The following is a 26,434-nucleotide window of genomic DNA, read 5'->3' as shown; positions in this document are numbered from 1 at the left end:
GCCCGCCTGTGTCACGAACCGCCAAACAGGTAACGCCTATGACCCGCATTCTGACCATCGAAGACGACGCCGTGACCGCCCGGGAAATCGTCGCCGAACTGAGCAGCCACGGCCTCGACGTGGATTGGGTGGACAATGGCCGTGAGGGCCTGGTGCGCGCCGTGAGCGGCGACTACGACCTGATCACCCTGGACCGCATGCTGCCGGAACTGGACGGCCTGGCCATCGTCACCACCCTGCGCACCATCGGTGTGTCGACGCCGATCCTGATGATCAGCGCCCTCTCCGACGTCGATGAACGGGTGCGCGGCCTGCGGGCCGGGGGCGACGACTACCTGACCAAGCCCTTCGCCTCCGACGAGATGGCGGCCCGGGTCGAAGTGCTGCTGCGGCGCAAGAACACGGTCAAGGATTTCGACACCAGCCTGCGGGTGGCGGACCTGGAACTGAACCTGATCAGCCGCGAGGCAACCCGCGCCGACCAGTTGCTGAGCCTGCTGCCCACCGAATACAAGCTGCTGGAATTCCTCATGCGCAACACCGGGCAGATCCTCTCGCGGATGATGATCTTCGAGGAGGTCTGGGGCTATCACTTCGACCCCGGGACCAATTTGATCGACGTGCACATCGGCCGCCTGCGCAAGAAGATCGACCCGCCCGGCATGACCCCGTTGATCCGCACCGTGCGAGGCTCGGGTTATGTCATTGCTGAACCCCTCTAAAGGCTGGCGTTCCTCCAGCAGCCGCCTGCTGGCGCTCTACAGCACGCTGTTCGTGGCCTGGAGCTGCATCCTCATGGGGGTGCTGTACTACGAGGTCTCCACCTACCTGGACAGCCTGGCCAAGCACTCGCTGATGCAGCGCCAGCACCTGTTCGCGCGCTTCGAGGGCGACCAGCTGGTGGAAGCCCTGACCACCAGCATGACTTTCGACATGCGGGCCATCGACGCCTACGGCCTGTTCGATGAGCAGCGCCGGCCCCTGAGCGGGCCGATCCGGCAGATACCCGACGACCTGCCCCTGGACGGCAAGATCCACGAACTGAAGAACTGCATCGACTCCGACGACCCGAGCCTGCCCCGCGACAGCTGCGACGCCGTGGCCACCCACACCCGGGATGGCCGCTGGCTGGTGCTGGTGCGCGACAACGGCTCGCTGTTCGCGGTGACCCGGATCATTCTCCACGCCCTGCTCTGGGGCATTTCCCTGACCATCATTCCCGGCGCCGCCGGCTGGCACCTGCTGCGCCGCCGGCCCTTGCGGCGCATCCGCCAGATCCAGGCCAGCGCCGAAGCCATAGTCGCCGGCGACCTGACCCGGCGCCTGCCACTGTCGGACCGGCGCGACGAGTTGGACATGCTGGCGGCCATCGTCAACGCCATGCTCGAACGCATCGAACGGCTGATGCATGAGGTCAAGGGCGTGTGCGACAACATCGCCCACGACCTGCGCACCCCGCTGACCCGCCTGCGGGCCCAGCTCTATCGCCTGCAGCAACAGGCCGAGGAAGGCTCGCCCCAGGCCCTGCAGATGGACCAGCTGCTGGCCGAGGCCGACACCCTGATGGCGCGCTTTCGCGGGTTGCTGCGGATTTCCGAACTGGAGGACCAGCAGCGGCGCTCGGGCTTCCTGGTGCTCGACCCCCTGCCCCTGCTGCACGAGCTCTATGACTTCTACCTACCCCTGGCCGAGGAAGGCCAGTTGACCCTGGTGCTGGATGTACCGGCGAGCCTGCCCAGCCTCACCGGTGACCGCGCCCTGTTGTTCGAGGCCCTGGCCAACCTGCTGAGCAACTCCATCAAGTTCACCCCACCGGGGGGCGAAGTGATCCTGCGGGGGATCGACGACGACGGCAGCCCGCGCCTGGAAGTGCTCGACTCAGGCCCCGGAATACCCGCAGCGGAACGGGCGGCGGTGTTCCGGCGCTTTTACCGGGTGGATGAAAACAATGCCCAGGGCGGGTTTGGCCTTGGCCTGTCGATCGTCGCGGCGATTGTCAGCCTGCACGGTTTCAAGCTTGAGGTGGGCAGCAGCGAACGCGGCGGCGCGCGCCTGAGCCTGGACTGCCGGCCGAGCCTGATTGCCGACAATTGAGCCCGGCCTCCACGCCCCTGTGATCCGGTGCCTGTGACCCTGTGATCCTGTAGCCACTGCTGAGCCTGCGAAGCTGCGAAAGGCCGGGCCGCGTTCGGTACGCAGGGCCTTGCTTGACGATCTTGCGCCAAACCTTCCGCGCTCTCACGCTCCCGGTGTCTTCTGCGTCGCAATGCCGCCCAAGCCGTTCACAGCCTGCGGCAGCGGCTACAAGGCCTTGGGCAGTTGCCAGCCGTAGCGCACCGAGAGCATGCGCAGGGCGAAACAGACGGTGCCCGCCAGCCAGGCCGACCATAAAGGCGGCACGCCCAGGCGCCGGGCGATGACCAGGCTGGCCGCGCCGACAAAGGCCGAGCTGGCATACAGGTCGACCTGCAGCACCAGGGGAATGCGGGCCAGGACAATGTCGCGAATCACCCCGCCCCCCACCCCGCTCACCGTACCCATGAGCATCGAGACAAAGGGCGAGATGCCGAAGTTCTGCGCATTCTGCGTGCCCGCCACGGCAAACAGCCCCAACCCCGCGGCGTCCAGCAGAATCAGCAGCGGCCCGGACCACCCCAGCACCCAGTCCCGTGCCACGAAGGCCAGCCCGCCCATCAGCAGCGCCAGCGCCGGGTACCGCCAGTCGGCCACGGCCTTGGGCGGCGTGGCGCCAATCAGCAGGTCACGGGTCACCCCTCCGCCAAGGGCGACGATAAAGGCGATCACCATCACCCCCAGCAGGTCCAGCTGGGCGCGCATGGCGCTGATCGCGCCCTCTACGGCAAACACCGCAGTGCCCGCCAGATCCGCCACCAGCACGATGTTTTCCAGGCGCCGGGGCAAGCCCTGGGCCCGGGCGTTCATGGGCCCATCCAGAAAAGCGAGGTGATCAGGAAAATACGGCGCGGCAACAGGGTTGAAGGCATGCCCGGGCACCTGCAAAAGGCTGGAGATGACGGCCGGGAACCCGACCGTCGACCCTTTGCTTATAGTTCAGGCCGTGGGCTGTCGCCATCGACCGGCCCCGGTGCAAGGCCGGGTTCAGGGCGCCAGATCGAGCTGGCCCAGGGAGTTGCTGCCCAGCTCATAGAGCAGTTCGTCGATGATCTTCTGCACATCGGCCTCGCTCTGCAGCGCCCGGGCGCTGAGCCCGGTCACCACCAGGTCGACCCGGCCGCTGGCCGGCTCGAACACCCGCAGGGTCAGGGTGCCGTCACCGGCGTTGCTGAAGCTGCAGGCCAGGGGCGCCAGGCGCTGCTCGATACAAGCGCGCAACTGCGCCAGGGTGACGGCCGCCGGCATTTCAGCGGCGCCGCAGCAGCAGGCCCGCCAACAGGCCGACGCCGGCCAGCAGGGCCACGCTCAACAGCGGTTTGTCCCGGACCCAGCGCTCGCCCTGGTCCAGGGCCTGGCCGTACTTTTCCTGCAATTGCCCGGCGGCTTCCCGGGCCATGCCGCGGGCTTGCAGTTGCTCATCATCCAGCCACTCACCCACCACGGCCTCGGCCTTGCCGGCCACCTTGCCCACTGTGCCCTTGATCTGTTCGCTAGCCATGCTGGCGCTCCTTCTACTGCGGTTCATGAATGGCAGAGGCCCGATACAGAGCCCTGCGCAGAATCACAGGATAGAAAGGCCCGCCCCTGGGCAAAAGGCGCATTTGCACTGGTTGCACTGGTGCATTTGCACTGGGTCAGCCGGCACTGCCGGCAAACAGCCCGCGCTCCCGGGCCCAGACAATGGCCTCGCCGCGGCTGTGCACATCGAGCTTGGAGTACAGAGTGGCCACGTGATTGCGCACGGTGTTGGGGGCCAACTGCAGTTGCGCGGCAATTTCCTTGTCCGCCAGCCCCTGGTAGATCAGCCCCAGGACCTCGCGCTCGCGGGTGGTGAGCTCGGCAGAGGTTACCGCCGGGGCTTGCGCGCTGCGGGTGTTGCGCACATTGGCGAGCTTTTCGATCAGGGTCTGGCTGAACCAGGAGGCATCACGCATCACCTCCTCGATGGCGCCCACCAGCTCCAGCTCCGAGCGCTTGCGCTCGCTGATGTCCATCAGCACCAGCAGGTAGCAGGGGCTGTCCTGGATCAGCACGGTATCGGCGTAGGCCACGCAGTCCACCTGCTCGGCGCCCTTCTTGCGCACCTTGAGGTCCAGGCCCATGACGTTGCCGCTCTTCTCCAGGCGGCCGAACAACTGCTCGGCTGCCTGGGGCTCGGCGATAAAACCGATGTCCTGCACGGTCTTGCCCAGCAGTTCTTCGCTGCTGTAGCCGCAGGTGTCGAGAAAGGCTTCGTTGACATCGACGATCTGCTGCTCGGCGCTGCACACCAGGGTCGGCACCGGGGTCAGGCGGAACGACTTGGCGAAACGCTCCTCGCTCTGGCGCAGGGCGATCTCGGCCTTGCGCCGCGGCTCCAGGTCCATGAAGGAAAACAGCATGCAGTCCTCGTCGTTGATGTCCAGCGGCTGGCCGGCGACGATCACCAGCTTGCTGCCGCCCTCGGGCAGGCGCAGCTCGGCCTGCATCTGCGGGATGGTCGCACCCTGCCCCAGGCGTTCGACGGCCAGTTCCTTGTGCTCGGCGTCTTCCAGCACGTCCAGCTCGTAGACCGAACGGCCGATCACCTGGTCCCGGGCATAGCCGGTCATCTCCAGGAAGCCCTGGTTGACCTTGATGTAGCGCAAATCCCCCAGGCGGCAGATCACCGCCGGCGCCGGGTTGGCGTTGAAGGTCTTCTCGAAGCGCTGCTCGGCGCTGGCCCAGTCGGTGGCGTCACTGAGGATCAGCACCAGGGACTCCGGCGCGCCATTGCGGTCCTCGAGGATCATGCTGCGCACCCGGTGCACCCAGTGCCGGGGTTCGCCGTCGATCTCGGCCTGGACCTCCACCACCACGTCGCTGAAGGTCTCTCCGGCAGCCACCCGGTTGATGGGGTAGCTGTCCAGGCCCAGTGGATGGTTGTTGCGGTAGCGCAAGGCATAGCGCCGGGCGTATTCGCGCAGATTGCCGCCCAACTGCTCGACCGTGCTGACGCCGTGCATGGCCAGGGCCGCTTCATTGGCCCAGAGCAGGGTCCGGGGCTTGTCGGTCTCGATCAGGATCACCCCGTCGGACAGGCCGGAGATGATCTGCTGCAATTGGCGGCGGTTGGTTTCGGTGGCAAGTACGGCCTGGCTCATGGCATCTCCGGAAGAACCCGACGCTGCGCCAAACATCCCGCACGCCGGTAAAAAGGGGGCTGCAACTACGACCACGGCGCGCCGCCATCGTGCCCCGGCCCGAACGCTGGAGCCCCTTTGGGCAACGGAGTAAGCTGCCCCGTCCGGATTGCGGGCCAGCCGCCAGCCCGGCGACACCGGCCAGCCGCCCCTCGAGGAATGACGCATGATCACCATCCGTGAAGCCGACAGCCGCGACATCGACACCCTCCAGGCCATTGGCTGCGCCACCTACCGCGAGCACTTCGCCGCGATCTGGAGCACCGAAGGCATGCAGCAGTTCCTGGCCCAGGACTTTGCCCCCGCCCCCCTGGAACAGTCCCTGGCCGACAAGCACCTGCACCTGTGGCTGCTGGCCCTGGATCCGCAGCAGCAGCCCATCGGTTTTGCCAAGCTCAACTGGAACCGGCCACTGCCCGATGGAGCCCGGCGCGGGGCCGAACTGCAGAAGATCTACCTGCTCAAGTCCGAGGCCGGCAAGGGCTATGGCCGCCGGTTGCTGGAGCATGTGCTGCAACGGGCCAGCGCTGCCGGTGAGCCCTGCCTGTGGCTGGACGTGCTCAAGAGCAACAGCGGCGCCCGGCGCTTCTATGAAAGCGCCGGCCTGCGGCAGGTCGACGAGGTGCCGTTCAGCACCGACCTGGAACAGATCGGCATGTGGGTGATGGCCTGCGACCTGCCCCTCCAGAACCACCCCGCCCAAGATTGAGGTGGCCCTGCCACCCTCGCCCGCCGCTACAGACCCAGGGCCTTGAGCCGCCGGTACAGGGTCCGCTCGCTCAGGCCCAGGGCCCTGGCCAGCTCACTGCGCGAACCCTCGAACACCTCCAGGGCATGGGCCAGTTGCTCCAGGTCCTTGTTGCCGCGGCGGCGGCCCGGCGGCGCTGGTGCCGGCGTGCTGCGCAGCTCCGGCGGCAGGTCCGCCAGGCGGATCACCCCGTCGTCGCTGAACAGCCGCGCCCGCTCGAGGATGTTGCGCAGCTCGCGGATATTGCCCGGGTAGGTGTACAGGCTCAGTTGGGCCAGGGCCTGGGGATCGACCCGCGGCACTACCCCGGGGTCAAGCCGGCGCAGCAGGCTGTCGATCAGCAGTGGCAGGTCGTCGCTGCGTTCGCGCAAGGCAGGCAGGCGGATCGGGAAGGCGCTGATGCGGTAGTACAGGTCCTGGCGGAAGGTGCCGGCGGCGACCATTTCCTTGAGCGGCTTGTGGGTCGCCGCCACCAGGCGGAAATCCGAGTGCACGGTGCGCAGGCTGCCCACCGGGCGAAAGCTGCCGGACTCGATCAGGCGCAGCAGTTTGACCTGCATGGCCAGGGGCACTTCGCCGATCTCGTCGAGAAACAGGGTGCCGCCATGGGCGGCTTCGGCCAGGCCGATCTTGCGCTGCAGGGCACCGGTGAAGGCGCCCTTTTCATAACCGAACAATTCGCTTTCCAGCAGGCTTTCGGTGAGCCCGGTGCAGTCCACCACCACCAGCGGCCCGCTGGCCCGGGGGCTGCCGTCGTGCAGGGCACGGGCGAACAGCTCCTTGCCGGTGCCGGATTCACCCTGGAGCAATACCGGGATCGGCGCCGGCGCCGCCCGCTGCAAGGCGCCCAAGGCTTCGTTGAAGGCCGGCGAGCGCCCCACCAGGCCCTTCTGCTGGGGTTGTACCGAGGCCACGGCCACCGAACTCAGGCGCTCGACATAGGCCACCACCGTGCCGTCTTGGCCAATGATCGGCCGCAGCTCCACGTCCACATGCTCCGGCCCCCGGGGCGTGTGGTGGATGTGCAGCATGCGTTCCGGTACGCGGCTGTCATGGGCCTTGCGCATCGGGCAATGCTCGCCGGCCTGGTCGCAGGGCACGGCGAACTGGTGGGACACCCGGTAGCACTTGGCGCCCACGTGGGGCTTGCCGGCCACGCCGAACTGACGCTGGTAGGCGGTGTTGGCGGCGATGATGTTGTAGTCGGTGTCCAGCACTATGGTGGGCTGCGGGTCGTGTTCGAGGTAGGACACCAGGGCGGACATCGGTGGCGGGACTAGGTCGGTGGCAATCAGGGACATGGGCAACTCCGGGGCAGAGGCGGCAGCTTAAAGCATGGGCGCCATCACTGCCATTTTCTGCCAGCAACTGCCAAATGACTGCCAAGCCCGGATGACAGTCCTGGCGACAACACATCACCAAGGGGTTGAAAAAGCGTCTAAACCAATGAACAGGCGCCAAACGACGCCGTTTCGGGTTGGCACGCTTATTGACACTTCAAGAAACGAGCGTCAGCGCAGACTGCCCTCACCTTCATTGCCTGGAGTGCCCCATGATCATCAGCGACACGCTGCGTGTAGAAGCCTTTTTCGACAGCCATACCTGGACCATCAGCTACCTGGTGATGGACCTGGCCAGCCGCCACTGCGCATTGATCGACAGCGTGCTGGACTACGACCCGAAATCCGGCCGCACCCACACCGAGTCCGCCGACCGCCTGATCGCCCGGGTGAAAGAGCTGGACGCCCGGGTCGACTGGATCCTGGAAACCCATGTGCATGCCGACCACCTGTCGGCCGCCGCCTACCTCAAGGCGCAGCTCGGGGCCCAGGTGGCCATCGGCAACCAGATCACCCGGGTGCAGAAGACCTTCGGCGCGCTGTTCAACGAAGCCCCGGCCTTTGCCCGGGACGGCAGCCAGTTCGACGTGCTGCTCGAAGACGGCGCCGAATTCGCCATCGGCGGCCTCACCGCGCGGGCCATGCACACCCCGGGGCATACCCCGGCCTGCATGACCTACCTGGTGCAGGTCGGCGACGAAACCCTGGCCTTTGTCGGCGACACCCTGTTCATGCCCGACTACGGCACCGCCCGCTGCGACTTCCCCGGGGCCGACGCGCGGACCCTGTACCGCTCCATCGGCAAGATCCTCGCCCTGCCCCCCAGCACCCGGCTGTTCATGTGCCACGACTACCTGCCCAACGGCCGCGAGCTGCAGTACATGACCACCGTCGCCGAGCAGCGCGCCAACAACATCCACATTCACCAGGGGGTCGACGAAGACAGCTTCGTGGCCATGCGCGAAGCCCGCGACGCGACCCTGGACATGCCGGTGCTGATCCTGCCTTCGGTGCAGGTCAACATGCGCAGCGGGCACTTCCCCGAGCCCGAGGACAACGGCGTGAGCTACCTGAAGATTCCCCTGAACACCCTATAACTATTACCTACTCCACACGGAGACCTTGCCATGCGCCCCTTCAACCCGGCCCTGCCCACTGTCGACGGCAGCCACCAGGTGCTGATCGTCGGTGGCGGTGCCGCCGGCATCGCCGTTGCTGCCAGCCTCTTGACCCGCGATCCACACCTGGACGTGGCACTCATCGACCCTGCCCGGCACCACTATTACCAACCCGGCTGGACCCTGGTGGGCGCCGGAGTATTCAGCGCCCAGTCCACCGAGCGCGCCATGGCCGAGCTGATGCCCCAGGGGGTCAAGTGGATCCAGGACGCGGTCAGCCGCTTCGACCCGGAACACAACGCCCTCGTACTGGAGGACGGCCGGGTGCTGGCCTATGACCAACTGATCGTCTGCCCCGGGCTCAAGCTCGACTGGGCCGCCATCGACGGCCTGCCCCAGGCCCTGGGCAACCACGGCGTGACCTCCAACTACCGCTACGACCTGGCGCCCTACACCTGGCAACTGGTGCAGCAACTGCAGCAGGGCGAGGCGCTGTTCAGCCAGCCGCCGATGCCGATCAAGTGCGCCGGAGCGCCACAGAAGGCCATGTACCTGTCCTGCGACCACTGGCTGCGCCACGGCCGCCTGGGGCAGATCAGGCCGCGCTTCCTGAATGCCGGCGGTGTGCTGTTCGGCGTCGCCGACTACGTGCCGGCGCTGATGGAATACGTGAAGAAATACGCCATCGAACTGGATTTCGGCCATAACCTGGTGGCGGTGAACGGCCCGGCCAAACGCGCGACCTTTGTCCGCACCCTGGCCGATGGCCGCCAGGAAACATTGGAACGGGCCTTCGATATGCTGCACGTGGTGCCTCCCCAGTGCGCCCCGGACTTCATCCGCCAGAGCCCCCTGGCGGACGCCGCCGGCTGGATCGACGTCGACCCGGGCAGCCTGCGCCACAAGCGCTACGTGAACATCCACGGCCTGGGGGACGCCACCAATACCAGCAATGCCAAGACCGCCGCAGCGGCACGCAAACAGGCACCGGTGGTGGCCAACAATGTGCTGGTGGCCCTCAAGCGCCTGACCCGCCTGGCCGAATACGACGGCTACGGTTCCTGCCCGCTGACCGTGGAACGGGGCAAGATCGTCCTCGCCGAATTCACCTATGGCGGCAAGCTGGCACCGAGTTTCCCGCGCTGGCTGCTGGACGGGCGCCAGCCAACCCGTCGCGCCTGGTGGCTGAAGGAACGGATCCTGCCACCGCTGTACTGGCGCGGCATGCTCAAGGGCCACGAATGGCTGGCCCACCCGACCCTGGCCACGGACACCCCGAAAGCATGAGCGAACACAGTCTTCTGGGCGCCGGGCTGGGGGCGATCATTGGCGCGATCCTGGCCCTGACCGGGGCCGGTGGCGGCATCCTCGCCGTGCCGCTCCTGGTCTTCGGCCTGGGCCTGAGCATGGTCGAGGCCGCGCCCATCGGCCTGCTGGCGGTGGGCCTGGCAGCCAGCGTCGGCGCGGTGCTGGGTTTGCGCCAGGGCATCGTGCGCTACCGCGCGGCGGGGTTCGTGGCCGGCATCGGCATCCTCATGGCGCCGCTGGGCCTGTGGCTGGCCCACCGCCTACCCAACCTGCCGCTGGCGCTGCTGTTCTCCCTGGTGCTGCTGTACGCCTGCGGGCGCATCCTGCGCAAGGCCAGCCTGGAACTGAAACAGGGCCAGCCGGCGCCGCGCCCGGCCTTCATGCCCTGCGTGCTCAACCCGGCCCAGGGCCGCCTGCGCTGGACCCTGCCCTGCGCCCGGGCGCTGACCTTCACCGGAATGCTCTCGGGGCTGCTTTCCGGGCTGCTGGGGGTGGGTGGCGGCTTCGTCATCATCCCGGCCCTGAGCCGCTACACCAACCTGGACAGCAAGAGCATCGTCGCCACCTCACTGGCGGTGATCGCCCTGGTCTCCCTGGGCAGCGTGGTCACCGCCAGCCTCAGCGGGATCATGCACTGGGCGGTGGGCGCGCCCTTTGCCCTGGGGGCGGTCCTGGGGCTGGTGCTGGGACGCCAGGTAGCCAGCCACCTGGCCGGCCCGCGGTTGCAACAGCTGTTCGCCATCACCGGGATCCTCGCTGCCCTGCTGCTGGCCGGCGGCGCCCTGGGGCTGATTGCCCCTTGACCCCTTCGCCAGCCGGCTCCTGCAGCATCGTGTACGCCCCCCCGTAGGAGCTGGCTTGCCAGCGAAGGCGTACTCACAGGCGCCGCTGTCCTGACGTAAGATTCACGGTGCCTGATCCGGCCCTTTCGCCGGCAAGCCGGCTCCTACAGCATCATGTGCGCCCCCCGTAGGAGCTGGCTTGCCAGCGAAGGCGTCCTCACAGGCGCCCCTGTCCTGACGCAAGATTCACGGCGCCTGGTCCGGCCCTTTCGCAGGCAAGCCGGCTCCTACGCTGAGAACGACCGGGGAAATATTGGCCTCTGCCGGTCCAGCGCTCGGGTGGCGACCATGACCTGGACCCATGTCCCCCAGGAGTGCGCCATGTCCACCGCCCAGTCCCTTGAACTCTGTTTCTGGCGCAAGATCGGCCGCTACGCCTCGCGCATCGGCCGGGCCTTGATCCAGAAAGCCCTATGGCTCTACTACGCCGCGCAACGGCCGCAAACCCCGATCTGGGCCAAGACCACCATCTATGCCGCCCTGGGTTACTTCGTGCTGCCGCTGGACATCATCCCCGACCTGATCCCCGGGGCCGGGTACGTCGATGACCTCGGCCTGTTGACCGGCTCAGTGGTGACAGTGGCCGCCCACATCAACGCCGAGGTCCGGGAACAAGCCAGCGCACGCCTGGCCGACTGGTTCGGCAGCGAGTCGGAATGAGCCAGAGGTCGGCGCCAGGCTGGGCATTCGACTCACCAAGGCAGTGCAGCGCTCCCGACACCATGGCCACCCGACTCACCGCGCCTGGGTGTCCAGGGCATAGAACTCCTGCAGCTTGGCCTGCAGCAGTTGCTTGTCCGGCAACTGGGTCCGGTACTCGGCGATCAGCGCCGGCGACAGGGAACGGTTGAGGGCATATTCCACCACCTCGTCATGCTTGCTGGCGCAGAGCAGAACACCCAGGGCCGGATTCTCGTGGGGCTTGCGCACCTGGCGATCCAGGGCCTCCAGGTAGAAGTCCAGCTTGCCCAGGTACTCCGGCTCGAAGCGCCCGACCTTGAGCTCAACGGCCACCAGGCAATTCAACCCACGATGGAACAGCAGCAGGTCCAGGGCGAAATCGCGCCCGCCGACCTGCAGCGGATAGCCTGAAGCGACAAAGCAGAAGTCGCGCCCCATCTCGATCAGGAAATCCTTGAGTTGGCGCACCAGCCCCTGGTGCAGGTCGGCTTCGTCATGCCCCTGGGCCAGGCCGAGAAACTCCACCATGTAGGCATCCTTGAAGACCTTCAGGGCCTCGGGACGGGCCTGCTTCAAGGTTGCCGAGGCATTGGCCGGGCGGGTCAGCGTGCGTTCGAACAGCGCGGATTTGATCTGCCGTTCCAGTTCTCTGCGTGACCATTGTTCCTGGACCGCCAAGCGCAGGTAGAACTCACGTTCACTGGGCCCTTTACTCTGCCCCATCACCACCAGATGGTGACTCCAGGACAATTGTCGCACCAGTGGTGCGACTTTCTCGTCAGCACGATAGGCCTCATAAAACTGGCGCATGCGAAACAGGTTTGCCCGGGTAAAACCCCGCAGGCCCGGCTGCTGCCGCGCCAGGTAATCCGCCAATTGCCGGACCACGCCATCACCCCACTCCGCCGCCTCGATCTTGCGGCTGATATAGGCCCCGACCTGCCAATACAGCTCCACCAGTTCAGTATTCACCGCGCGCACTGCCCGCTGCCGCGCGGCGGTGATCATTTGCGCCACTTCGCCAAATGCCACTTCGGTGGAAGAGATCGCCGCTTCAGCCTCTTGCTTCATGACGCACGCCCGCTTGCTGGGAGACAGGCCCTTATCATCCCGTGGCTCGCCATGGGCCTGAAGTCAGGCCCGTCTCTTTGTGGTGAGCGAAATGTCCTTGTTTGAGCGCGGTAAACAGCCCCATCAGCCGGGCATGCAATTGAAGTCGTGGGTACTGGCTACCTGCTTGCCCTTGGCGTCATACAGGCGCGCCGACACCTCGTTCCCCAGGCTCGACTCCACCAGTGTGTAATGCTCCCCGGCCTTGAAGCCGCCGTAGCTGATGTGGCCGTCGCAGTCTTGCTGGTTGGAGTCGCCGACGTTTTCTTCAAACAGGGTCACGTCCAGGCGGTGAGCACCGGGCTTGACCTGGAAATAGCGACCATCGTCGATCTTCTGCCCGTCCACCCGTTCGGCCATCAGGTCGTTGGGCGCCTCTTCCTGCAGGCCGATCCAGGCCTCGCTGGGATCGGGCCGGGGCATGGGCCCGGCGCAAGCGCCGAGCAGGCACGCGAGGCCCAGGACGGGTATCAGCAGCAGCGGTTTGAGTGTCATGAAAATCTACCTTGGCAATGGAAAAAAAAAAGCCCTACAGGCAACTGAACGGCCGGCTCTGGGCCACCTGCCGGCCCTGGGCGTCCAGCAGCTCGGCGCTGACGTCCTGGCCCTGGCTGGACTCCACCAGTCGGTAATGGCCCCCCGCCTGGAACCCGGCATAGTCCAGGCGCCCCAGGCAGTCGGGTTGCGCCGAGTTGCCGTTGGCCCCTTGCAGCAAGGCCATCCGCAAGCGGTGCTGGCCGGGGCTGACCTGGAAGTAGCGGCCATCGTTCAGGCGCTTGCCATCGACGCTATCGGCCAGCAAGTCGTTGGGCGACTCCGGAGCAAGATCGATCCAGGCCTGCTGAGGATCGGCCTTGGGCAGCGGCCCGGCACAGGCCGAAAGCAGGCACACCAGGCCCAGGCCCGGCAGCAGCAACAAGGGTTTGAGGGACATGGAAGCAACCTCGCAAATGACAGTCATGAGTGCGGCGCAAGCCCGGAAAAATCCCCTGCACCGATGGCCACCAAGCTTGTCGAGGCCTCGGTGCGAGAACAAATGAATCCACATGAAAGGAAATACAGGCCTTACCTAAAACTTCCTTCACCTGGCTGAAAGCCGCGTGTTAGGTGGGTCGCTGCAGGCTGCCGAGGTTTGCAACCCCACTCCCTCGGAGGTTTTCGGCATGCTCGGGCTGGTCAAGACCGCACTGCTCAAGCCCTACACGTTCATCGTGCTGGCGATATTCATCTGCATCATCGGGCCCCTGGCGGCCCTGCGTACCCCCACCGACGTGTTCCCCGATATCGGCATCCCGGTGGTGGCGGTGGTCTGGCAATACAACGGCCTGTCGCCGGATGCCATGGCCGGGCGGGTGATCTACACCTACGAGCGCTCCCTGAGCACCACGGTCAACGACATCGAGCACATCGAGTCGCAGTCGCTGCCGGGCATGGGCATCGTCAAGATCTTCTTCCAGCCCGGGGTCGATATCCGCACGGCCAACGCCCAGGTGACCGCGGTGTCACAAACCGTGCTCAAGCAGATGCCGCCGGGCATCACCCCGCCGCTGATCCTCAACTACAGCGCCTCGACGGTGCCGATCCTGCAGATGGCGTTTTCCAGCCCGACCCTGTCGGAGGCGAAGATCCGCGACCTGGTGCAGAACAACATCCGCCTGCCCCTGAGCTCCCTGCCCGGCCTGGCCATGCCCACCCCCATGGGCGGCAAGCAGCGCCAGATCACCCTCGACCTGGACCCGCAAGCCCTGGCCGCCAAGGGCCTGTCGGCCCAGGACGTGGGCAATGCCCTGGCGGCGCAGAACCAGATCATCCCGGTGGGCACCGCCAAGCTGGGCAGCGATGAATACACGGTGCTGCTGAACAACAGCCCGACCGCCATCGAGGAGCTCAACGACCTGCCGATCAAGACCGTGGACGGCGCGCTGATCACCATCGGCCAGGTGGCCCACGTGCGCGACGGCTCGCCGCCGCAGACCAACATCGTGCGGGTCGACGGACGCCGCGCGGTGCTGATGCCGGCCCTGAAGAACGGCAACATCTCCACCCTGTCGATCGTCGACGGCATCCGCCAGATGCTGCCGCGCATCAATGAGACCCTGCCGCCAGCGCTGAAGACCTCACTGCTGGGGGACGCCTCGGTGTTCGTCAAGCAGTCGGTGGGCAGCGTGGCCCAGGAAGGCATCATCGCCGCCCTGCTGACCAGCGCGATGATCCTGCTGTTCCTCGGCAGCTGGCGCTCCACACTGATCATCGCCGCCTCGATTCCCCTGGCGGTGCTCTCGGCCATTGCCCTGCTGGCGCTCAGCGGCCAGACCCTGAATGTGATGACCCTGGGCGGCCTGGCCCTGGCGGTGGGGATCCTGGTGGACGACGCCACCGTGACCATCGAGAACATCAACTGGCACCTGGAACAGGGCAAGGCGGTCAAGCAGGCCATCCTCGACGGCGCCAAGCAGATCGTCGGCCCGGCCTTCGTCTCGCTGCTGTGCATCTGCATCGTCTTCGTGCCGATGTTCCTGTTGCAGGGCATCGCCGGCTACCTGTTCCGGCCCATGGCCCTGGCGGTGATCTTCGCCATGGCCAGCTCGTTCATCCTCTCGCGGACCCTGGTGCCCACCCTGGCCATGTACCTGCTCAAGCCCCATACGCCGGAAGCAGGTCCGGGGCACCACCCGGAAGATGCCTTCATCAACCACCACGAAGGCGAACAGCATGCCAAGCCGCGCAATGCCCTGGTGCGCGGGCTATTGGCCTTTCAACAGGGTTTCGAGGCGCGTTTCTCCAGCGTGCGCGACACCTACCACGGCCTGTTGCACCTGGCCCTGGGCCGACGCAAGACCTTCATCCTCGGCTTCTTGGCCTGCGTGCTGGCCTCCTTCGCCCTGCTGCCGAGCCTGGGCCAGGACTTCTTCCCCGCCACCGACGCCGGCGCTCTGGCCCTGCACGTGCGCCTGCCCCTGGGCACGCGGATCGAGGAAAGCGCGGCGGCCTTCGACCGCATCGAAGCGCGCATTCGCGAGGTGATCCCGGCCGAGCAACTGGACAGCATCATCGACAACATCGGCATCCCCTTGAGCGGCATCGACATGGCCTACAGCAACAGCGGCACCATCGGCCCCCAGGACGGTGATATCCAGGTCACCCTCAAACCCGGCCACGCCCCCAGCGCCGACCTGGAGAAAAAGCTGCGTGAAGCCCTGCCGGAAAGTTTCCCCGGCAGCCAGTTCGCCTTCCTCCCGGCGGACATCAGCAGCCAGATCCTCAACTTCGGCGCCCCGGCCCCGCTGGACGTGAAAATCTCCGGGCCCAACGACGCGGCCAACCGTGCCTACGCCCTGGAACTGCAACGGCGCCTGCAACATGTGCCGGGCATTGCCGACCTGCGGATCCAGCAGTCCACCGGCTACCCGTCGCTGCAGGTCAAGGTCGACCGCCTGCGGGCCAACGGCCTGGGCATCACCGAGCGCGACGTGACCAACAGCATGGTGGCCTCCTTGGCCGGCAGTTCCCAGGTGGCGCCGACCTTCTGGCTCAACCCGAAGAACGGCGTGTCCTATTCCATCGTCGCCGCCACCCCGCAGTACCGCCTGGACAGCCTGCCGGCCCTGGAGGCGCTGCCGGTCACCGGCAGCAACGGCCAGTCGCAGATCCTCGGCGGCCTGGCGGACATCTCCCGGGTCGAGAGCCCGGCGGTGGTCAGCCACTACAACATCCAGCCCACACTGGACCTGTACGCCAACGTCCAGGGCCGCGACCTGGGCGCCGTGGCCCACGACATGCAAAAGGTTCTGGACGACGCCGCGGCCCTGCGGCCCAAGGGCGCCACGGTCAGCCTGCACGGGCAGATCGATGCCCTGCATGAAGCCTTCAGCGGCCTGAGCCTGGGCCTGCTGGGGGCGGTGGTGCTGATCTACCTGCTGATCGTGGTCAACATCCAGTACTGGGTCGATCCGTTCGTGATCATCACCGCGTTGCCAGCGGCCCTGGCCGGAATCGTGTGGATGCTGTTCTTGAGCGGCACCTCGCTGTCGGTGCCGGCGCTGACCGGAGCCATCCTGTGCATGGGGGTGGCCACCGCCAACTCGATCCTGGTGGTGAGTTTCTGCCGCGAGCGCCTGGCGGAACACGGCGATGCCCTCAAGGCTGCCCTGGAAGCCGGCTACACGCGCTTTCGCCCGGTGTGCATGACCGCCCTGGCGATGATCATCGGCATGCTGCCCCTGGCCCTTTCCGAAGAGCAGAACGCCCCACTGGGCCGCGCGGTGATCGGCGGGCTGTTGCTCGCCACCGTGGCCACCCTGATCTTTGTCCCCGTGGTCTTCAGCCTGGTCCACGGCCGCCGTCCCCAATCCGCTGTTGCTGGAGAAAACACCCATGTCGCCTGATCACACCCCTTCGCGCAAACGCCTGATGCTGCTGGGCATCGGCGGCCTGAGCCTGGCTGCCCTGCTGGTGGCCAGCGGCCTGGCCGCGCGCACCCGGCATGAACGGGCCGTCGTTGCCTGGACCGAAACCGCCGCCGTGCCGCAAGTGCTGGTGTTCCAGCCGCAGCACAACGTGCTGGGCGACACCCTGCGCCTGCCGGCGCACCTGGAAGCCTGGAGCAAGGCGCCGATCCATGCCCGGGTCAGCGGCTACCTCAAGGACTGGACCCAGGACATAGGCACCCACGTGGCCGCCGGGCAGGTACTGGCCCATATCGACAGCCCCGACCTGGACCAGCAAGTGGCCCAGGCCCGGGCGCGGATGACCCAGCAGCAAGCCAATGCCCGGCTGGCCCAGACCACCGCCGAGCGCTGGCAGAACCTCTTGGCCAGCCACTCGGTATCGCGCCAGGAAGCCGATGAAAAGACCTCCAACGCAGCCGCCGCCAAAGCCAATGCCGAGGCGGCCGCCGCCGACTATGCGCGGCTCTCGGCGCTGGAGGACTACAAGACCATTCGTGCGCCGTTCGCCGGCACCATCACCGCCCGCCACACCGATATCGGCCAGTTGATCAAGGCCGACAACGACAGCGACCCGGAGCTGTTCGACCTGGCGGACACCCACAAACTGCGGCTCTACGTGCCGATTCCGCAGAACTACGCCAGCGTGATCCACCCTGGTCTGCAAGCGCAGCTGACCGTGCCCGAGCACCCTGGCCAGCACTTCAGCGCGCAACTGCTGGGCGACTCCACCGCCATCGACCCACGCTCCGGCACCCTGCTGGCACAGTTCGTCGCCGCCAACCCGGACGGCGCGCTGATGCCCGGCGACTATGCCGAAGCCACACTGGCCATCCCTGCCGACACCCACGGTGTGAGCATCCCCGCCAGCGCCCTGATCTTCCGCGCCCAGGGCACCCAGGTGGCGGTGATCGACCGTTCCCGCCACGTGCACCTGCGCAGCATCCATATCGGCCTGGACCTGGGGGAACGGCTGGTGATCGACCAGGGCCTGCAAGCGACCGACCAGGTCATCGACAACCCGCCGGACGCCCTGCGCGAAGGTGACCTGGTGCAACTGGCGGACGCGGGAGGCGAACATGCGCCCAAGGCTTAAGCCCCTCGCCGCCCTGCTGTTGCTGGCCCTGCACGGCTGCTCCCTGGCGCCCCACTACCAGGTGCCGCCCATCGACCTGCCGGCGCAGTATCGCGAACAGAACGCCGACGGCCCCTGGCACCCGGCCGCCACGCCCCAGATGATCGCCGAGCAATGGTGGCTGTTGTACCAGGACCCGCGTCTCAACGACCTGCAACAGCGTCTGCTCCAGGCCAACCCGGACCTCGCCGCGGCCTTGGCTCACTATGACGGCGCCCAGGCCTACGCCAGCCAGCTGCAGGCCGGGCTGTTCCCGCAGATCAGCGCCAGCGCCCAACCGTTGCGCCAGCGTCAGTCGGACAACCGCCCGCTACGCGGCAGCACCCAGCCTTCGGTATACAACAGCAACACCGCCGGTTTTGCCCTGCGCTTGGACCTCGACCTCTGGGGGCGGATTCGCAATCAAGCGGCTGCCGGAGATGCCCAGGCCCAGGCCTCCGGGGATGATCTGGCAGCCGCGCGCCTGAGCCTGCAAAAACAGCTGGCGAGCCTGTATGTGCAACTCAATGGCCTGGACGCCCAGAGCCGCATCCTCAGCCACTCCCTGGAGGATTACGCCCAGGCCCTGCAACTGACCCGCGACCGTTATCAAGGGCAGATCGCCTCGGAACTGGACCTGACCCGGGCCCAGAGCCAACTGGCCAGCGCCGAAGCGGAACTGGACGAAGTGCGGGCCCAGCGCAACCTCACCGAACACGCCATCGGTGAACTGGTGGGGGAGCCGGCCAGCCAGTTCCACCTGGCGCCCTCGACGCAACTGCTGAGCCTGCCGGGCATTCCCCAGCAACTGCCCAGCCCCCTGCTGCAACGTCGGCCGGACATTGCCGCCGCCGAACGCCGGGTCTACGCCGCCAATGCCGGCATCGGCATCGCCCGCGCCGCCTGGTACCCGGATTTCAGCCTGACCGGAATGCTCGGTGGCCAGACCCAGGGCGTGGGCAACCTGCTGGCGGCGGGCAATCGTTATTGGGCCCTGGGGCCGTTGGTGAACCTGCCGATTTTTGACGGCGGCCGGCTGAGCGCCAATGAGCGCCAGGCCCACGCCGAGTTCGAAGAGGCCGCCGCCCATTACCGTGGGCAAGTGCTGCGGGCGGTGCGCGAGGTGGAGGATAACCTGGGGCAACTGCGGGATTTGCACCAGGAAGCGCTGGACCAACAGGCGGCGGTGAATGCTGCCGAGCACACGCAGACCTTGGCGATGAACAGCTATCAGGCGGGGGCCGTCAGCTATCTGGATGTAGTGACAGCACAGACTGCAGCCTTGCAGGCACAACGGGGGTTGCAGGCGGTGCAGACAAGGGAGTTGCAGGCCAGTGTGGGGTTGGTGGTGGCGTTGGGTGGGGGGTGGAAAGGTGGAGTTTGAAACCTGAAACATGATCGCCTGGCGGGTCTCTCCAAGGTGCCCCGGCGCGCAAACCCACAATACGGTGTTGGTGAACCTTGGCTCGTCCTCCCCTGGTACCTTCGCGGCCGGCTAAATGCGGTTTCAGCAAACTCCACACATTGTCGGAGATATCGTGGCGCCGATGAGTTGCAAGGGCATGACACGCACCTAAGCCGAGCCGGCTTAACGTAGGATTTCCCTAAACTCAGCGGCCTACCCTTGTTGTGCGTATCGATCAATCCTGACGGAAACTGTCACTGCCCTGCAGCATAATGACGACAATGAGCAGCTTTAACATGCTAATCATGAGTACTAACCCCTGCTACAAATACGAGATATTAAATTATGAGAGTCAACTACTGCGTCCTAGGCACAAATAACATGGAGGCCGCAATTGAGTTCTACAATGCACTCTTTGAGAAAACAGAACTCAAGTACGTGATATCAACAGACAGAATGACTTACTGGCAAAGCAGCAATTTCTCATTTGCGCTAGCAACTCCCTTTAACAAGGAGCCTGCAACAAATGGAAATGGCACGATGATTGGTTTTAATGTTGACTCTGTAGAAAAAGTAAAAAGCTTTCATGAAAAGGTGATTGAATTAGGCGGTACCTGCGAGGGTAAACCCGGCCAACGGGGACCATACTTTTCAGCGTATGCGAGAGATTTGGATAAAAACAAACTATGTTTTTCTGCCCAGATGCCTGCTTAATCTCATGCCCACAAGCTTTGATAGCCCAGAGGGCAATACAAATATCTGAGCAGAAGTATTGCTTCACCATCAGTTCCTCTGACGGTGAACGGCTAGATAAATGAAGCTTCAGAGAGTTCCACAAATTAATCTAGATATCGTGCCGCCGATGGCTTGCAAGTGCCACGACACGCTGGCCGTCTAACTGGATAGACCAACCATCAATGTTTTTTGAGTCTTGTGACGACACCCTCTAATTTATTTTAAGGGATGATATAGAGGTCGTCAGGGAGGTTCGAAATACACATCCGTTGTTGCGTTTCTTTTTTACCGCGGTGGTGTACATATCCGTTGCTGTGGTCACGGCCGCTTAGGGGTTCGCTCTGACAGCGACTCCCTTTGGAAATGCCGGAATGCCGGCCCAGCCCAAAGTAATCAATGCCCGGGTGGCGGCCTGCCGGCCGACCTGAAGGTGGAGCGGTGTGTACCGTCCCACCGTGTAGGAGCTGGCTTGCCAGCGACGGCGTCCGCCCAGACGATGCATGGCTCACGGGCCTCTTCGCCGGCAAGCCAGCTCCTACAGCCTGCGTACCTGCAAACGATCAGATGTGGCAACTGCTCAGGCCATTCTTCTCCAGGTAACGCTGGTGCGCTTCATCCGCCAGGTCGAAGCGGCCCAGGGGCACGATCACCGTGGCCACGGGTTTGTTGAGGCGTCCGGAGTCTTGCAGGGCGGTCTTGGCCGCCCTCGCCTGTTCGGCTTGCGCGGCGTTGGTGTGGAAGATCGCCGAGCGATATTTCACCCCGCCATGCTCGCCCTGGCGATCCACCGAGGTCGGATCATGCAGATCCCAGAAGTGTTCGATCAGGCGTGTATACGCCAGCACCTGCGGGTCGAAATCCACCTGCACCACTTCTATCTGCAAGGCTTCGTCCGCCGCTTCCACGGCGTAGCCGACGCGGCTGTCCACGACCCCAGGCAGCGCCCGAAACGCGGCTTCCGCGCCCCAGAAACAACCGGCGCCGAAGGTCGCCTGTTCGAGGCTGTTCACCGGCGCCCCACTCATTGCGCCACTCCCACTTTCTCGCCGCTGGCACCCAGCCAGCCATCAACGATCTGCGGATGGGCCGCGACCCATTCCTTGGCCGCCTGCACCGCCGGTTGCTGTTCCTTTTCGATCTTGAGAATCAGGTCGTTCAGGGCCTGAGGTTCGATGCTGAAGTTCTCCAGGAACGCGGCAATTCGCGGTGCGCGTTTTTGCAGGGCGGTGGACGCCAGGACATACACCCGGGCATCCGGGTAGGCGCAGGTGATCTTGCTCTTGCTCAGCCAGTCGGCATCCACCGTGGGGCTGATGAATTTCCAGCAGCCGTCGGCCTTGTACAGCGGGTCGCCCTTCTTGTTGTCCTGGGCGTAGCCGTCGAACGCCGGTTCATCCAGGCGGCGCAGGTCGAAGGCGGAGAAGATCCAGTCCGGGGTGTAGGCGTAGAACACCACGCCGCGCTGGGCCTTGTAGGCGGCGGCGAGCTTGGCGTAGGTCACCGAGGCTTCGGTGGACACCGATTCGAATTTGTCGGCAAAGCCGAAATCCTTGGCCTTGATCTCGCCGATGTAGGTCGATTCCCAGCCCGCCGGGCCCACCAGCAGTTGCGCCTTGCCGCCGCCCAGGGGTTCGAAGAGTTTCGCCACTTCGGGCTTTTGCAGGTCGTAGACCGACTTCACGCCGTATTTGTCTTGCAGGTAGCCGGGGATGTAGAAGCCCTGAACCCCCAGGTACGGCTGCTTGTTGGGCACCAGCGAGCGGGTGCCGCCGGTGACGTATTTGGCCCAGGCGGCGGACTGGTTGGGCAGCCAGATATCGGTCAGCACGTCCACCGAGCCGTCGCCCTTCGCAGCGGCGGCGAACAGCACCGGCACGTCACCGGCGAGGTAGGAAACCTCGCCGTCAAGGCGGCTCTTGATCACTTCGCCAAGGATGTTCTGGATGGCGATGGCGCCGGTCCAGTTCTGCTCGCCAATGACGATCTTGTCCTTGGCCAGCACCGGCAGGGACAAACCCAACAACAGCGCGGCGGCGCCAAGGGTACGGGTAAACGACTTGTTCAAGGGACACCTCATGATTGATGCAATGTGCGATCCCGCTGGCGCAGGGTCGCTTGAATGATGCGGTCGGGAATCAGCGCGCAGAACACGATCGCGGCGCCGGCCAACATGCCCTCGCCACCCTTGATGTTGCGCAGCGCGGTCATCACGTCGTAGCCCAGGCCACCGGCGCCGATCAGCGCCGCCACCACCACCATCGACAGGCTCATCACCAGGGTCTGGTTGATCCCCAGCAGCAAGGAGCCCGCAGCCAGGGGCAGTTCGACCTTGGTCAGGATCTGCCACGGCGTGGCGCCGTGGGCCAGGGCCGCTTCGACGGCGGTCTTGGGCACTTCCTGAATCCCCAGGGCGGTGAGGCGGATCATCGGCGCCAGGGCGAAGATCACCGTGGCGATCACCGCCGGGGTCTTGCCCACCGAGAAGAACGCCACCGCCGGGATCAGGTACACGAAGGTGGGCAAGGTCTGCATCACGTCCAGGAGCGGAGTGATCAGGCGCCGGGCCAGGGCGCGCTTGGCCAGGAGGATGCCGGCGGGTACGCCGATCAACAGCGAGATCAGCACCGAGGAGCCCACCAGGGCCAGGGTGGCGATGGTCCGTTCCCAGAAGCCGAACAGGCCGATGTAGAGCAAGGCCGCGGCGCTGGTCAGGGCCAGGGCGGCGCCGGCGCTGCGCCAGGCCAGCAGCACCAGGGCCAGGGCCGGCACCGGCCAGGGCAGCCAGCCCAGCAGGCTTTCGATGCTTTCGATCACCGTGCGCACGGCGACTATCACGCCGACGAAGGTGCTTTCGAACGTCACCTGGGACCAGGCAATCAGTTGATCGATGGCCGCGGCGGTGCCCAGCAGCACTTGCCGGTCGGCGGGAAATTGCAGCCAGGGGCCAGAGGCATCGGTGGCCAACACCCGCCACAGCACCAGGGCCTGGGACAGCAGCAACACCAGCCACGGCAGACGCCAGTCCGAGCGCCCCAGGCGGCTGGGGCGGCGGGCCAGGGCCAGGCTCAACAGGCGGCTGAGCAGCAAGCCGATGAGCGCCAGGGCGGCCCAGGCGAAACTGGCCGTGGCTAGCCCCTGCCCCAAGGCTGCGGCCGCCCCCAGTTCCAGGGCGAAGCCCAGCCAGTACAGGCCACCGCGACCGCTGGCGGCCAGGGCGGCGGGCCCCAACAGCAGGGCCTGGGCAAAGGACAGTCCGGGGTTGACCGGCGCCGGGGTCGTCGCGCTCTTGCGCGGGGCAATCGTCGCCACCGGCGTGGCGCTGCGGGCGCCGTGGTCCTGGAAGAAGTCCGCCACTTCGGCATCCGCCGGCTGCTTCAGCAATTCCTCGGGCGTGCCGACCTGAATCAGCTGGCCGTGGCGCAGCACGGCGATGCGGTCCGCCAGGCGCAGGGCTTCCGCCGGGTCGTGGGTCACCAGCAAGGTGGTGATGCCGCGCTCGCGCACCAGCTGCAGAAAGTGGCTTTGCAGGTCGCGGCGGATGGTCGGGTCCAGGGCGCTGAAGGGTTCGTCCATCAGCAGGATGTCCGGCTCGCTGACCAGGGCCCGGGCCAGGCCGACCCGCTGCTGCATGCCGCCAGACAGCTCATGGGGATAGTGCTCGCCCCAGCCTTCCAGGCCCATGGCTTGCAATTGCACGTCGGCCGCGGCGTGGCGCAGGGCCTCGGGTTCGCCGCGCAGTTCCAGGGGCAAGGCGACGTTGTCGCGCACGCTGCGATGGGGCAGCAGGCCGAAGTGCTGGAACACCATGCCGATGCGCCGCGAACGCAGGGTTCGCAGTTCCCTGGCCGAAAGCTGGCTGATGGCCGAACCGTCGATCAGCACCTCGCCGCTGCTGGGCTCGATCAACCGGTTGATATGGCGCAGCAAGGTGGACTTGCCGCTGCCGGAGGTGCCCATCAGGCACAGCACTTCGCCACGGCGCACCTTGAGGCTGACCTGCTCAACCGCAGGCGGAGCGGACTGGCCACGGCGGCGGGCGTAGTGCTTGGTCAGGTGGCGCAATTCCAGCACCACGTCGGCGTTATCCGCGGGCGGGCTGACGGAGGCTGGGACGGCAAAGGCCTCTTGGGGGTGAACGGCAGACACGGGAACTCCTGACGCCGGGCGCGGGATGGCGTAGCCGGCGGTGAACAAGAAAAAGGGGGGGACCTGCTTCGCTGTAGGAGCCGGCTTGCCGGCGAAAGCGATCTAACGGTCAATTACAACGATTTCGGGCTCCACAACTGCACCGCCCGGGCATCCACCGGCTTGGGCAATAGCTTTTCCTGGTAGAAGGCATCGGCGATTTTCTGCTGCTCGCCCAGGGCGTCGGGCTTGACCGCTTCCACCTTGTAGGTGCGGCGGCTGTTGGCCAGTTCCACCGTCGGCACATCCAGGTTGCCCCACAGCGGGCCCAGCAGTTTTGCCGCCTCGGCCGGGTGCGCCTTGACCCAGGTGCCGGTCTTCTGCAACTCGGCGAACACTTGCTGCAGCACCTCGGGATGGGCCTTGGCGTAGTCGTTGGAAGCCAGGTAGTAACGGCGATAGCTGGCCAGCCCCTGGCCGTCGTGCAGCACCCGCGCGCCCTGCTGGCGCTGGGCGCTGGCGACAAAGGGTTCCCAGGTGACCCAGGCATCGACCTTGGCGGTTTCCAGCGCCGCGCGGCCATCGGCCGGGGTCAGGTACACCGGCTGGATATCGGCGAAGCTCAAGCCCGCTTCGCGCAAGGCGGCGATCAGCAGGTAGTGGCTGCCGGCGGCCTTGGTCACGGCGATGCGCTTGCCCTTGAGGTCGGCCAGGGACTTGAGCGGCGAATCCTTGGGAATGACGATGGACTGGGCCGCCGGGGAGGGAGTTTCGCTGGCGAAATAGGTCAGTTGGGCCCCGGCGGCCTGGGCGAAGACCGGCACCGTGTCGGCGACATCGGCGCTGATATCGACATTGCCCACATTCAGCGATTCCGCCAACGGCAGGCCACTGGTGAACTCGTGCCAAGTGATGTTGACGCCCTGCCCCGCCAGCTGTTTTTCCAGGGTGCCCTGGGCCTTGAGCAAGGCCAGCAGGGTCGAGGATTTCTGGTAGCCGATGCGCAGGTCGGTATCGGCCTGGGCATTGAGGGCCATGCCCAGCGCCAGGCCGGCCAGGGCGGTGATCGACAAGCTACGACGCAAAGCAAAGGGCAGGCGCATGGGGGCGAACCTTCTGGGAGACAGGAAAGTCGCTAAAAGCTAAACGATCTAACAAATCTAAAATAAATACTTTTTAGGAATTAGCTTAGGTTCGGCTGGCAGCTCTATCTCGGCCCTGCCCCCTACGCCCGTGCCGGGCGTGCGCAGCCTGCGGCAGCGGCTACAAAAAACCAGCTCGCCATGGACCCTGTAGCCGCTGCCGAGCCCGCGAGGCTGCGAAAGGTCGGGCCGCGTTCGGTACGCAGGGCCTTGCTTTTGGCTACCGACCGCACGGTGTCGAGCCGCCGAACTTTGTAGCCCGCAGGCAGAAGAAACTGTCCTTTTTCAGGGTCATCGGCGCCACTGCGCAGGGCAGCAAGGCCTGGTTGACCTCGATCGACAGCTGTTCGCCCTGCAACTCGCGCGGGCCCAGGTCGATGATGCACAGGCCTTCGCCGCTACGCCGCGAGAAGCCAACTGCCTGAATGGGCCGGTTGTCCAGCTTCAGCAGCAGAGGGTTTTGCGCAGGCGAAGCACATGCCATCAGGCTGGGGTGACTGACCCTGATCCATACATGGCCGTCATCGTCCGACGCGGAAAACAACGGGATGAAGAACAGCGATAAAAGTTGATGGGAGGCGTGGGTCTCCACGTTCACATAGAGTGGGCTGCCCCCGCAGGCCAGCTGGAACGCCGTGCCTTTGTCGAAACCGACAACGCTTGCGTCTTGCCAACCGCCCGGACTGTCGGCCTTCCAGTCGTGGCCCCATTTGTAATCGATACAACCGCCGAGGCTCAGAGCCAGGGCCAGACAGAGCACCATCCTGTGCATGGTCGACATCCCATGGGAAAAGTTCGCCAGTGTACGCCAGGCCAAGCCCACCACGATGCCCCTTGCAGGAACTGGCTTGCCAGCGAAGGCGCCGAAACGGGCGATGCATGTCTTGCCGGCCTCTTCGCCGGCAAGCCGGCTCCTACGGGAATGGTGGTGTGGGAGGACTTGTGGAAACGCCACAAGCCCCGTGTAGGAGCTGGCTTGCCAGCGAAGGCGTCGGCACCGGCGATGCACATCTTGCGGGCCTCT

The 26,434-nt window shown here is 65.7% G+C and carries 24 protein-coding genes; 11 read left to right on the top strand and 13 right to left on the bottom strand.

Features of this window, described 5'->3' with window-relative positions; genetic code table 11:
* Window positions 1-38: 38 nt before the first annotated feature.
* Together AC1RGE_RS02995 and AC1RGE_RS02990 are read left to right on the top strand one after the other, a co-directional pair.
* The gene (locus AC1RGE_RS02995) at window positions 39-722 is read left to right on the top strand and encodes a response regulator transcription factor (protein ID WP_011060869.1); all 684 of its coding nucleotides are present in this window, start codon (window positions 39-41) and stop codon (window positions 720-722) included.
* Entirely contained in the window at window positions 700-2,094 is a 1,395-nt protein-coding gene (locus tag AC1RGE_RS02990) for a sensor histidine kinase (protein ID WP_011060868.1), read from the top strand. The genes AC1RGE_RS02995 and AC1RGE_RS02990 overlap by 23 nt, the downstream gene beginning before the upstream one ends.
* Window positions 2,095-2,301: 207 nt before the next feature.
* On the opposite strand, the gene AC1RGE_RS02985 is transcribed toward AC1RGE_RS02990, so the two are convergent.
* From AC1RGE_RS02985 to AC1RGE_RS02970, 4 genes are all read right to left on the bottom strand, one after another.
* Window positions 2,302-2,943: a trimeric intracellular cation channel family protein gene (locus tag AC1RGE_RS02985; RefSeq protein WP_492583305.1), complete on the bottom strand. Its 642-nt coding sequence runs from the start codon at window positions 2,941-2,943 to the stop codon at window positions 2,302-2,304.
* A gap of 177 nt (window positions 2,944-3,120) precedes the next feature.
* Window positions 3,121-3,381: a DUF1652 domain-containing protein gene (locus tag AC1RGE_RS02980; protein ID WP_492583303.1), complete on the bottom strand. Its 261-nt coding sequence runs from the start codon at window positions 3,379-3,381 to the stop codon at window positions 3,121-3,123.
* A gap of 1 nt (window position 3,382) precedes the next feature.
* Window positions 3,383-3,634, bottom strand: a complete 252-nt coding sequence (locus AC1RGE_RS02975; protein WP_072442217.1) for a CsbD family protein — start codon at window positions 3,632-3,634, stop codon at window positions 3,383-3,385.
* Between the two features lie 136 nt (window positions 3,635-3,770).
* Window positions 3,771-5,258: a PAS domain S-box protein gene (locus tag AC1RGE_RS02970; protein ID WP_041117729.1), complete on the bottom strand. Its 1,488-nt coding sequence runs from the start codon at window positions 5,256-5,258 to the stop codon at window positions 3,771-3,773.
* Window positions 5,259-5,463: 205 nt separating this feature from the next.
* On the opposite strand from AC1RGE_RS02970, the gene AC1RGE_RS02965 reads away from it, so the two are divergent.
* Window positions 5,464-6,006, top strand: coding sequence for a GNAT family N-acetyltransferase (locus AC1RGE_RS02965; RefSeq protein WP_053151015.1), 543 nt, complete (start codon window positions 5,464-5,466; stop codon window positions 6,004-6,006).
* Window positions 6,007-6,032: 26 nt separating this feature from the next.
* On the opposite strand, the gene AC1RGE_RS02960 is transcribed toward AC1RGE_RS02965, so the two are convergent.
* Window positions 6,033-7,346 (bottom strand): sigma-54 interaction domain-containing protein, encoded by a 1,314-nt coding sequence (locus AC1RGE_RS02960; protein ID WP_072452278.1) that lies wholly within the window; start codon window positions 7,344-7,346, stop codon window positions 6,033-6,035.
* A gap of 251 nt (window positions 7,347-7,597) precedes the next feature.
* On the opposite strand from AC1RGE_RS02960, the gene AC1RGE_RS02955 reads away from it, so the two are divergent.
* The 4 genes from AC1RGE_RS02955 to AC1RGE_RS02940 all read left to right on the top strand — a co-directional run bounded on the left by AC1RGE_RS02955 (window position 7,598) and on the right by AC1RGE_RS02940 (window position 11,313).
* Complete coding sequence (locus AC1RGE_RS02955; protein WP_011060861.1) at window positions 7,598-8,482, top strand: MBL fold metallo-hydrolase; 885 nt, start codon at window positions 7,598-7,600, stop codon at window positions 8,480-8,482.
* 30 nt (window positions 8,483-8,512) lie between these two features.
* Window positions 8,513-9,790 carry an NAD(P)/FAD-dependent oxidoreductase gene (locus AC1RGE_RS02950; protein ID WP_492583301.1) on the top strand — a complete coding sequence of 426 codons (1,278 nt, stop codon included), beginning with the start codon at window positions 8,513-8,515 and terminating at the stop codon, window positions 9,788-9,790.
* The gene (locus AC1RGE_RS02945; RefSeq protein ID WP_011060859.1) at window positions 9,787-10,614 is read left to right on the top strand and encodes a sulfite exporter TauE/SafE family protein; all 828 of its coding nucleotides are present in this window, start codon (window positions 9,787-9,789) and stop codon (window positions 10,612-10,614) included. The genes AC1RGE_RS02950 and AC1RGE_RS02945 overlap by 4 nt, the downstream gene beginning before the upstream one ends.
* Before the next feature lie 327 nt (window positions 10,615-10,941).
* The gene (locus AC1RGE_RS02940; protein WP_225368752.1) at window positions 10,942-11,313 is read left to right on the top strand and encodes a YkvA family protein; all 372 of its coding nucleotides are present in this window, start codon (window positions 10,942-10,944) and stop codon (window positions 11,311-11,313) included.
* A gap of 75 nt (window positions 11,314-11,388) precedes the next feature.
* Here AC1RGE_RS02940 and AC1RGE_RS02935 read toward each other — a convergent pair whose 3' ends face one another.
* The 3 genes from AC1RGE_RS02935 to AC1RGE_RS02925 all read right to left on the bottom strand — a co-directional run bounded on the left by AC1RGE_RS02935 (window position 11,389) and on the right by AC1RGE_RS02925 (window position 13,378).
* Complete coding sequence (locus tag AC1RGE_RS02935; RefSeq protein WP_185021764.1) at window positions 11,389-12,405, bottom strand: PDDEXK nuclease domain-containing protein; 1,017 nt, start codon at window positions 12,403-12,405, stop codon at window positions 11,389-11,391.
* A 123-nt stretch (window positions 12,406-12,528) separates the two neighbouring features.
* Entirely contained in the window at window positions 12,529-12,939 is a 411-nt protein-coding gene (locus AC1RGE_RS02930; RefSeq protein ID WP_015635291.1) for a PA0061/PA0062 family lipoprotein, read from the bottom strand.
* Between the two features lie 34 nt (window positions 12,940-12,973).
* Window positions 12,974-13,378: a PA0061/PA0062 family lipoprotein gene (locus AC1RGE_RS02925; RefSeq protein WP_210456826.1), complete on the bottom strand. Its 405-nt coding sequence runs from the start codon at window positions 13,376-13,378 to the stop codon at window positions 12,974-12,976.
* A gap of 229 nt (window positions 13,379-13,607) precedes the next feature.
* Here AC1RGE_RS02925 and AC1RGE_RS02920 point away from each other — a divergent pair, with 229 nt between their 5' ends.
* The 4 genes from AC1RGE_RS02920 (at window position 13,608) to AC1RGE_RS02905 (ending at window position 20,122) form a co-directional block, all read left to right on the top strand.
* Window positions 13,608-16,829, top strand: a complete 3,222-nt coding sequence (locus AC1RGE_RS02920) for an efflux RND transporter permease subunit (RefSeq protein ID WP_492583299.1) — start codon at window positions 13,608-13,610, stop codon at window positions 16,827-16,829.
* Window positions 16,819-17,985 carry an efflux RND transporter periplasmic adaptor subunit gene (locus AC1RGE_RS02915; RefSeq protein WP_492583297.1) on the top strand — a complete coding sequence of 389 codons (1,167 nt, stop codon included), beginning with the start codon at window positions 16,819-16,821 and terminating at the stop codon, window positions 17,983-17,985. The genes AC1RGE_RS02920 and AC1RGE_RS02915 overlap by 11 nt, the downstream gene beginning before the upstream one ends.
* A complete protein-coding gene (locus AC1RGE_RS02910; protein WP_492583295.1) occupies window positions 17,969-19,387 on the top strand; it encodes an efflux transporter outer membrane subunit in 1,419 nt (472 codons plus the stop codon). Before AC1RGE_RS02915 ends, AC1RGE_RS02910 begins: the two co-directional genes overlap by 17 nt.
* A 366-nt stretch (window positions 19,388-19,753) precedes the next feature.
* A complete protein-coding gene (locus AC1RGE_RS02905) occupies window positions 19,754-20,122 on the top strand; it encodes a VOC family protein (RefSeq protein WP_103407947.1) in 369 nt (122 codons plus the stop codon).
* Window positions 20,123-20,703: 581 nt separating this feature from the next.
* Here AC1RGE_RS02905 and msrA read toward each other — a convergent pair.
* The 5 genes from msrA to AC1RGE_RS02880 form a co-directional block, all read right to left on the bottom strand.
* Window positions 20,704-21,168, bottom strand: coding sequence for a peptide-methionine (S)-S-oxide reductase MsrA (msrA, locus tag AC1RGE_RS02900; RefSeq protein ID WP_217438425.1), 465 nt, complete (start codon window positions 21,166-21,168; stop codon window positions 20,704-20,706).
* Window positions 21,165-22,220: an ABC transporter substrate-binding protein gene (locus AC1RGE_RS02895; protein ID WP_492583293.1), complete on the bottom strand. Its 1,056-nt coding sequence runs from the start codon at window positions 22,218-22,220 to the stop codon at window positions 21,165-21,167. Before AC1RGE_RS02895 ends, msrA begins: the two co-directional genes overlap by 4 nt.
* Window positions 22,217-24,289: an ATP-binding cassette domain-containing protein gene (locus AC1RGE_RS02890; protein WP_492583291.1), complete on the bottom strand. Its 2,073-nt coding sequence runs from the start codon at window positions 24,287-24,289 to the stop codon at window positions 22,217-22,219. Before AC1RGE_RS02890 ends, AC1RGE_RS02895 begins: the two co-directional genes overlap by 4 nt.
* A 113-nt stretch (window positions 24,290-24,402) precedes the next feature.
* A complete protein-coding gene (locus tag AC1RGE_RS02885) occupies window positions 24,403-25,371 on the bottom strand; it encodes an aliphatic sulfonate ABC transporter substrate-binding protein (RefSeq protein WP_019093858.1) in 969 nt (322 codons plus the stop codon).
* Window positions 25,372-25,630: 259 nt separating this feature from the next.
* The gene (locus AC1RGE_RS02880) at window positions 25,631-26,182 is read right to left on the bottom strand and encodes a hypothetical protein (RefSeq protein ID WP_093408737.1); all 552 of its coding nucleotides are present in this window, start codon (window positions 26,180-26,182) and stop codon (window positions 25,631-25,633) included.
* Window positions 26,183-26,434 lie beyond the last annotated feature (252 nt).

This window comes from Pseudomonas sp. GW823-FHT02C05 (assembly GCF_058797595.1).
This window is presented reverse-complemented; position numbering and strand designations above follow the sequence as displayed.

Coding starts and splice junctions, on each gene's coding strand:
- AC1RGE_RS02995 (WP_011060869.1), top strand. CDS start 39: ATGACCCGCATTCTGACCATCGAAGACGACGCCGTGACCGCCCGGGAA.
- AC1RGE_RS02990 (WP_011060868.1), top strand. CDS start 700: ATGTCATTGCTGAACCCCTCTAAAGGCTGGCGTTCCTCCAGCAGCCGC.
- AC1RGE_RS02985 (WP_492583305.1), bottom strand. CDS start 2,943: ATGAACGCCCGGGCCCAGGGCTTGCCCCGGCGCCTGGAAAACATCGTG.
- AC1RGE_RS02980 (WP_492583303.1), bottom strand. CDS start 3,381: ATGCCGGCGGCCGTCACCCTGGCGCAGTTGCGCGCTTGTATCGAGCAG.
- AC1RGE_RS02975 (WP_072442217.1), bottom strand. CDS start 3,634: ATGGCTAGCGAACAGATCAAGGGCACAGTGGGCAAGGTGGCCGGCAAG.
- AC1RGE_RS02970 (WP_041117729.1), bottom strand. CDS start 5,258: ATGAGCCAGGCCGTACTTGCCACCGAAACCAACCGCCGCCAATTGCAG.
- AC1RGE_RS02965 (WP_053151015.1), top strand. CDS start 5,464: ATGATCACCATCCGTGAAGCCGACAGCCGCGACATCGACACCCTCCAG.
- AC1RGE_RS02960 (WP_072452278.1), bottom strand. CDS start 7,346: ATGTCCCTGATTGCCACCGACCTAGTCCCGCCACCGATGTCCGCCCTG.
- AC1RGE_RS02955 (WP_011060861.1), top strand. CDS start 7,598: ATGATCATCAGCGACACGCTGCGTGTAGAAGCCTTTTTCGACAGCCAT.
- AC1RGE_RS02950 (WP_492583301.1), top strand. CDS start 8,513: ATGCGCCCCTTCAACCCGGCCCTGCCCACTGTCGACGGCAGCCACCAG.
- AC1RGE_RS02945 (WP_011060859.1), top strand. CDS start 9,787: ATGAGCGAACACAGTCTTCTGGGCGCCGGGCTGGGGGCGATCATTGGC.
- AC1RGE_RS02940 (WP_225368752.1), top strand. CDS start 10,942: ATGACCTGGACCCATGTCCCCCAGGAGTGCGCCATGTCCACCGCCCAG.
- AC1RGE_RS02935 (WP_185021764.1), bottom strand. CDS start 12,405: ATGAAGCAAGAGGCTGAAGCGGCGATCTCTTCCACCGAAGTGGCATTT.
- AC1RGE_RS02930 (WP_015635291.1), bottom strand. CDS start 12,939: ATGACACTCAAACCGCTGCTGCTGATACCCGTCCTGGGCCTCGCGTGC.
- AC1RGE_RS02925 (WP_210456826.1), bottom strand. CDS start 13,378: ATGTCCCTCAAACCCTTGTTGCTGCTGCCGGGCCTGGGCCTGGTGTGC.
- AC1RGE_RS02920 (WP_492583299.1), top strand. CDS start 13,608: ATGCTCGGGCTGGTCAAGACCGCACTGCTCAAGCCCTACACGTTCATC.
- AC1RGE_RS02915 (WP_492583297.1), top strand. CDS start 16,819: ATGTCGCCTGATCACACCCCTTCGCGCAAACGCCTGATGCTGCTGGGC.
- AC1RGE_RS02910 (WP_492583295.1), top strand. CDS start 17,969: ATGCGCCCAAGGCTTAAGCCCCTCGCCGCCCTGCTGTTGCTGGCCCTG.
- AC1RGE_RS02905 (WP_103407947.1), top strand. CDS start 19,754: ATGAGAGTCAACTACTGCGTCCTAGGCACAAATAACATGGAGGCCGCA.
- msrA (WP_217438425.1), bottom strand. CDS start 21,168: ATGAGTGGGGCGCCGGTGAACAGCCTCGAACAGGCGACCTTCGGCGCC.
- AC1RGE_RS02895 (WP_492583293.1), bottom strand. CDS start 22,220: ATGAGGTGTCCCTTGAACAAGTCGTTTACCCGTACCCTTGGCGCCGCC.
- AC1RGE_RS02885 (WP_019093858.1), bottom strand. CDS start 25,371: ATGCGCCTGCCCTTTGCTTTGCGTCGTAGCTTGTCGATCACCGCCCTG.
- AC1RGE_RS02880 (WP_093408737.1), bottom strand. CDS start 26,182: ATGCACAGGATGGTGCTCTGTCTGGCCCTGGCTCTGAGCCTCGGCGGT.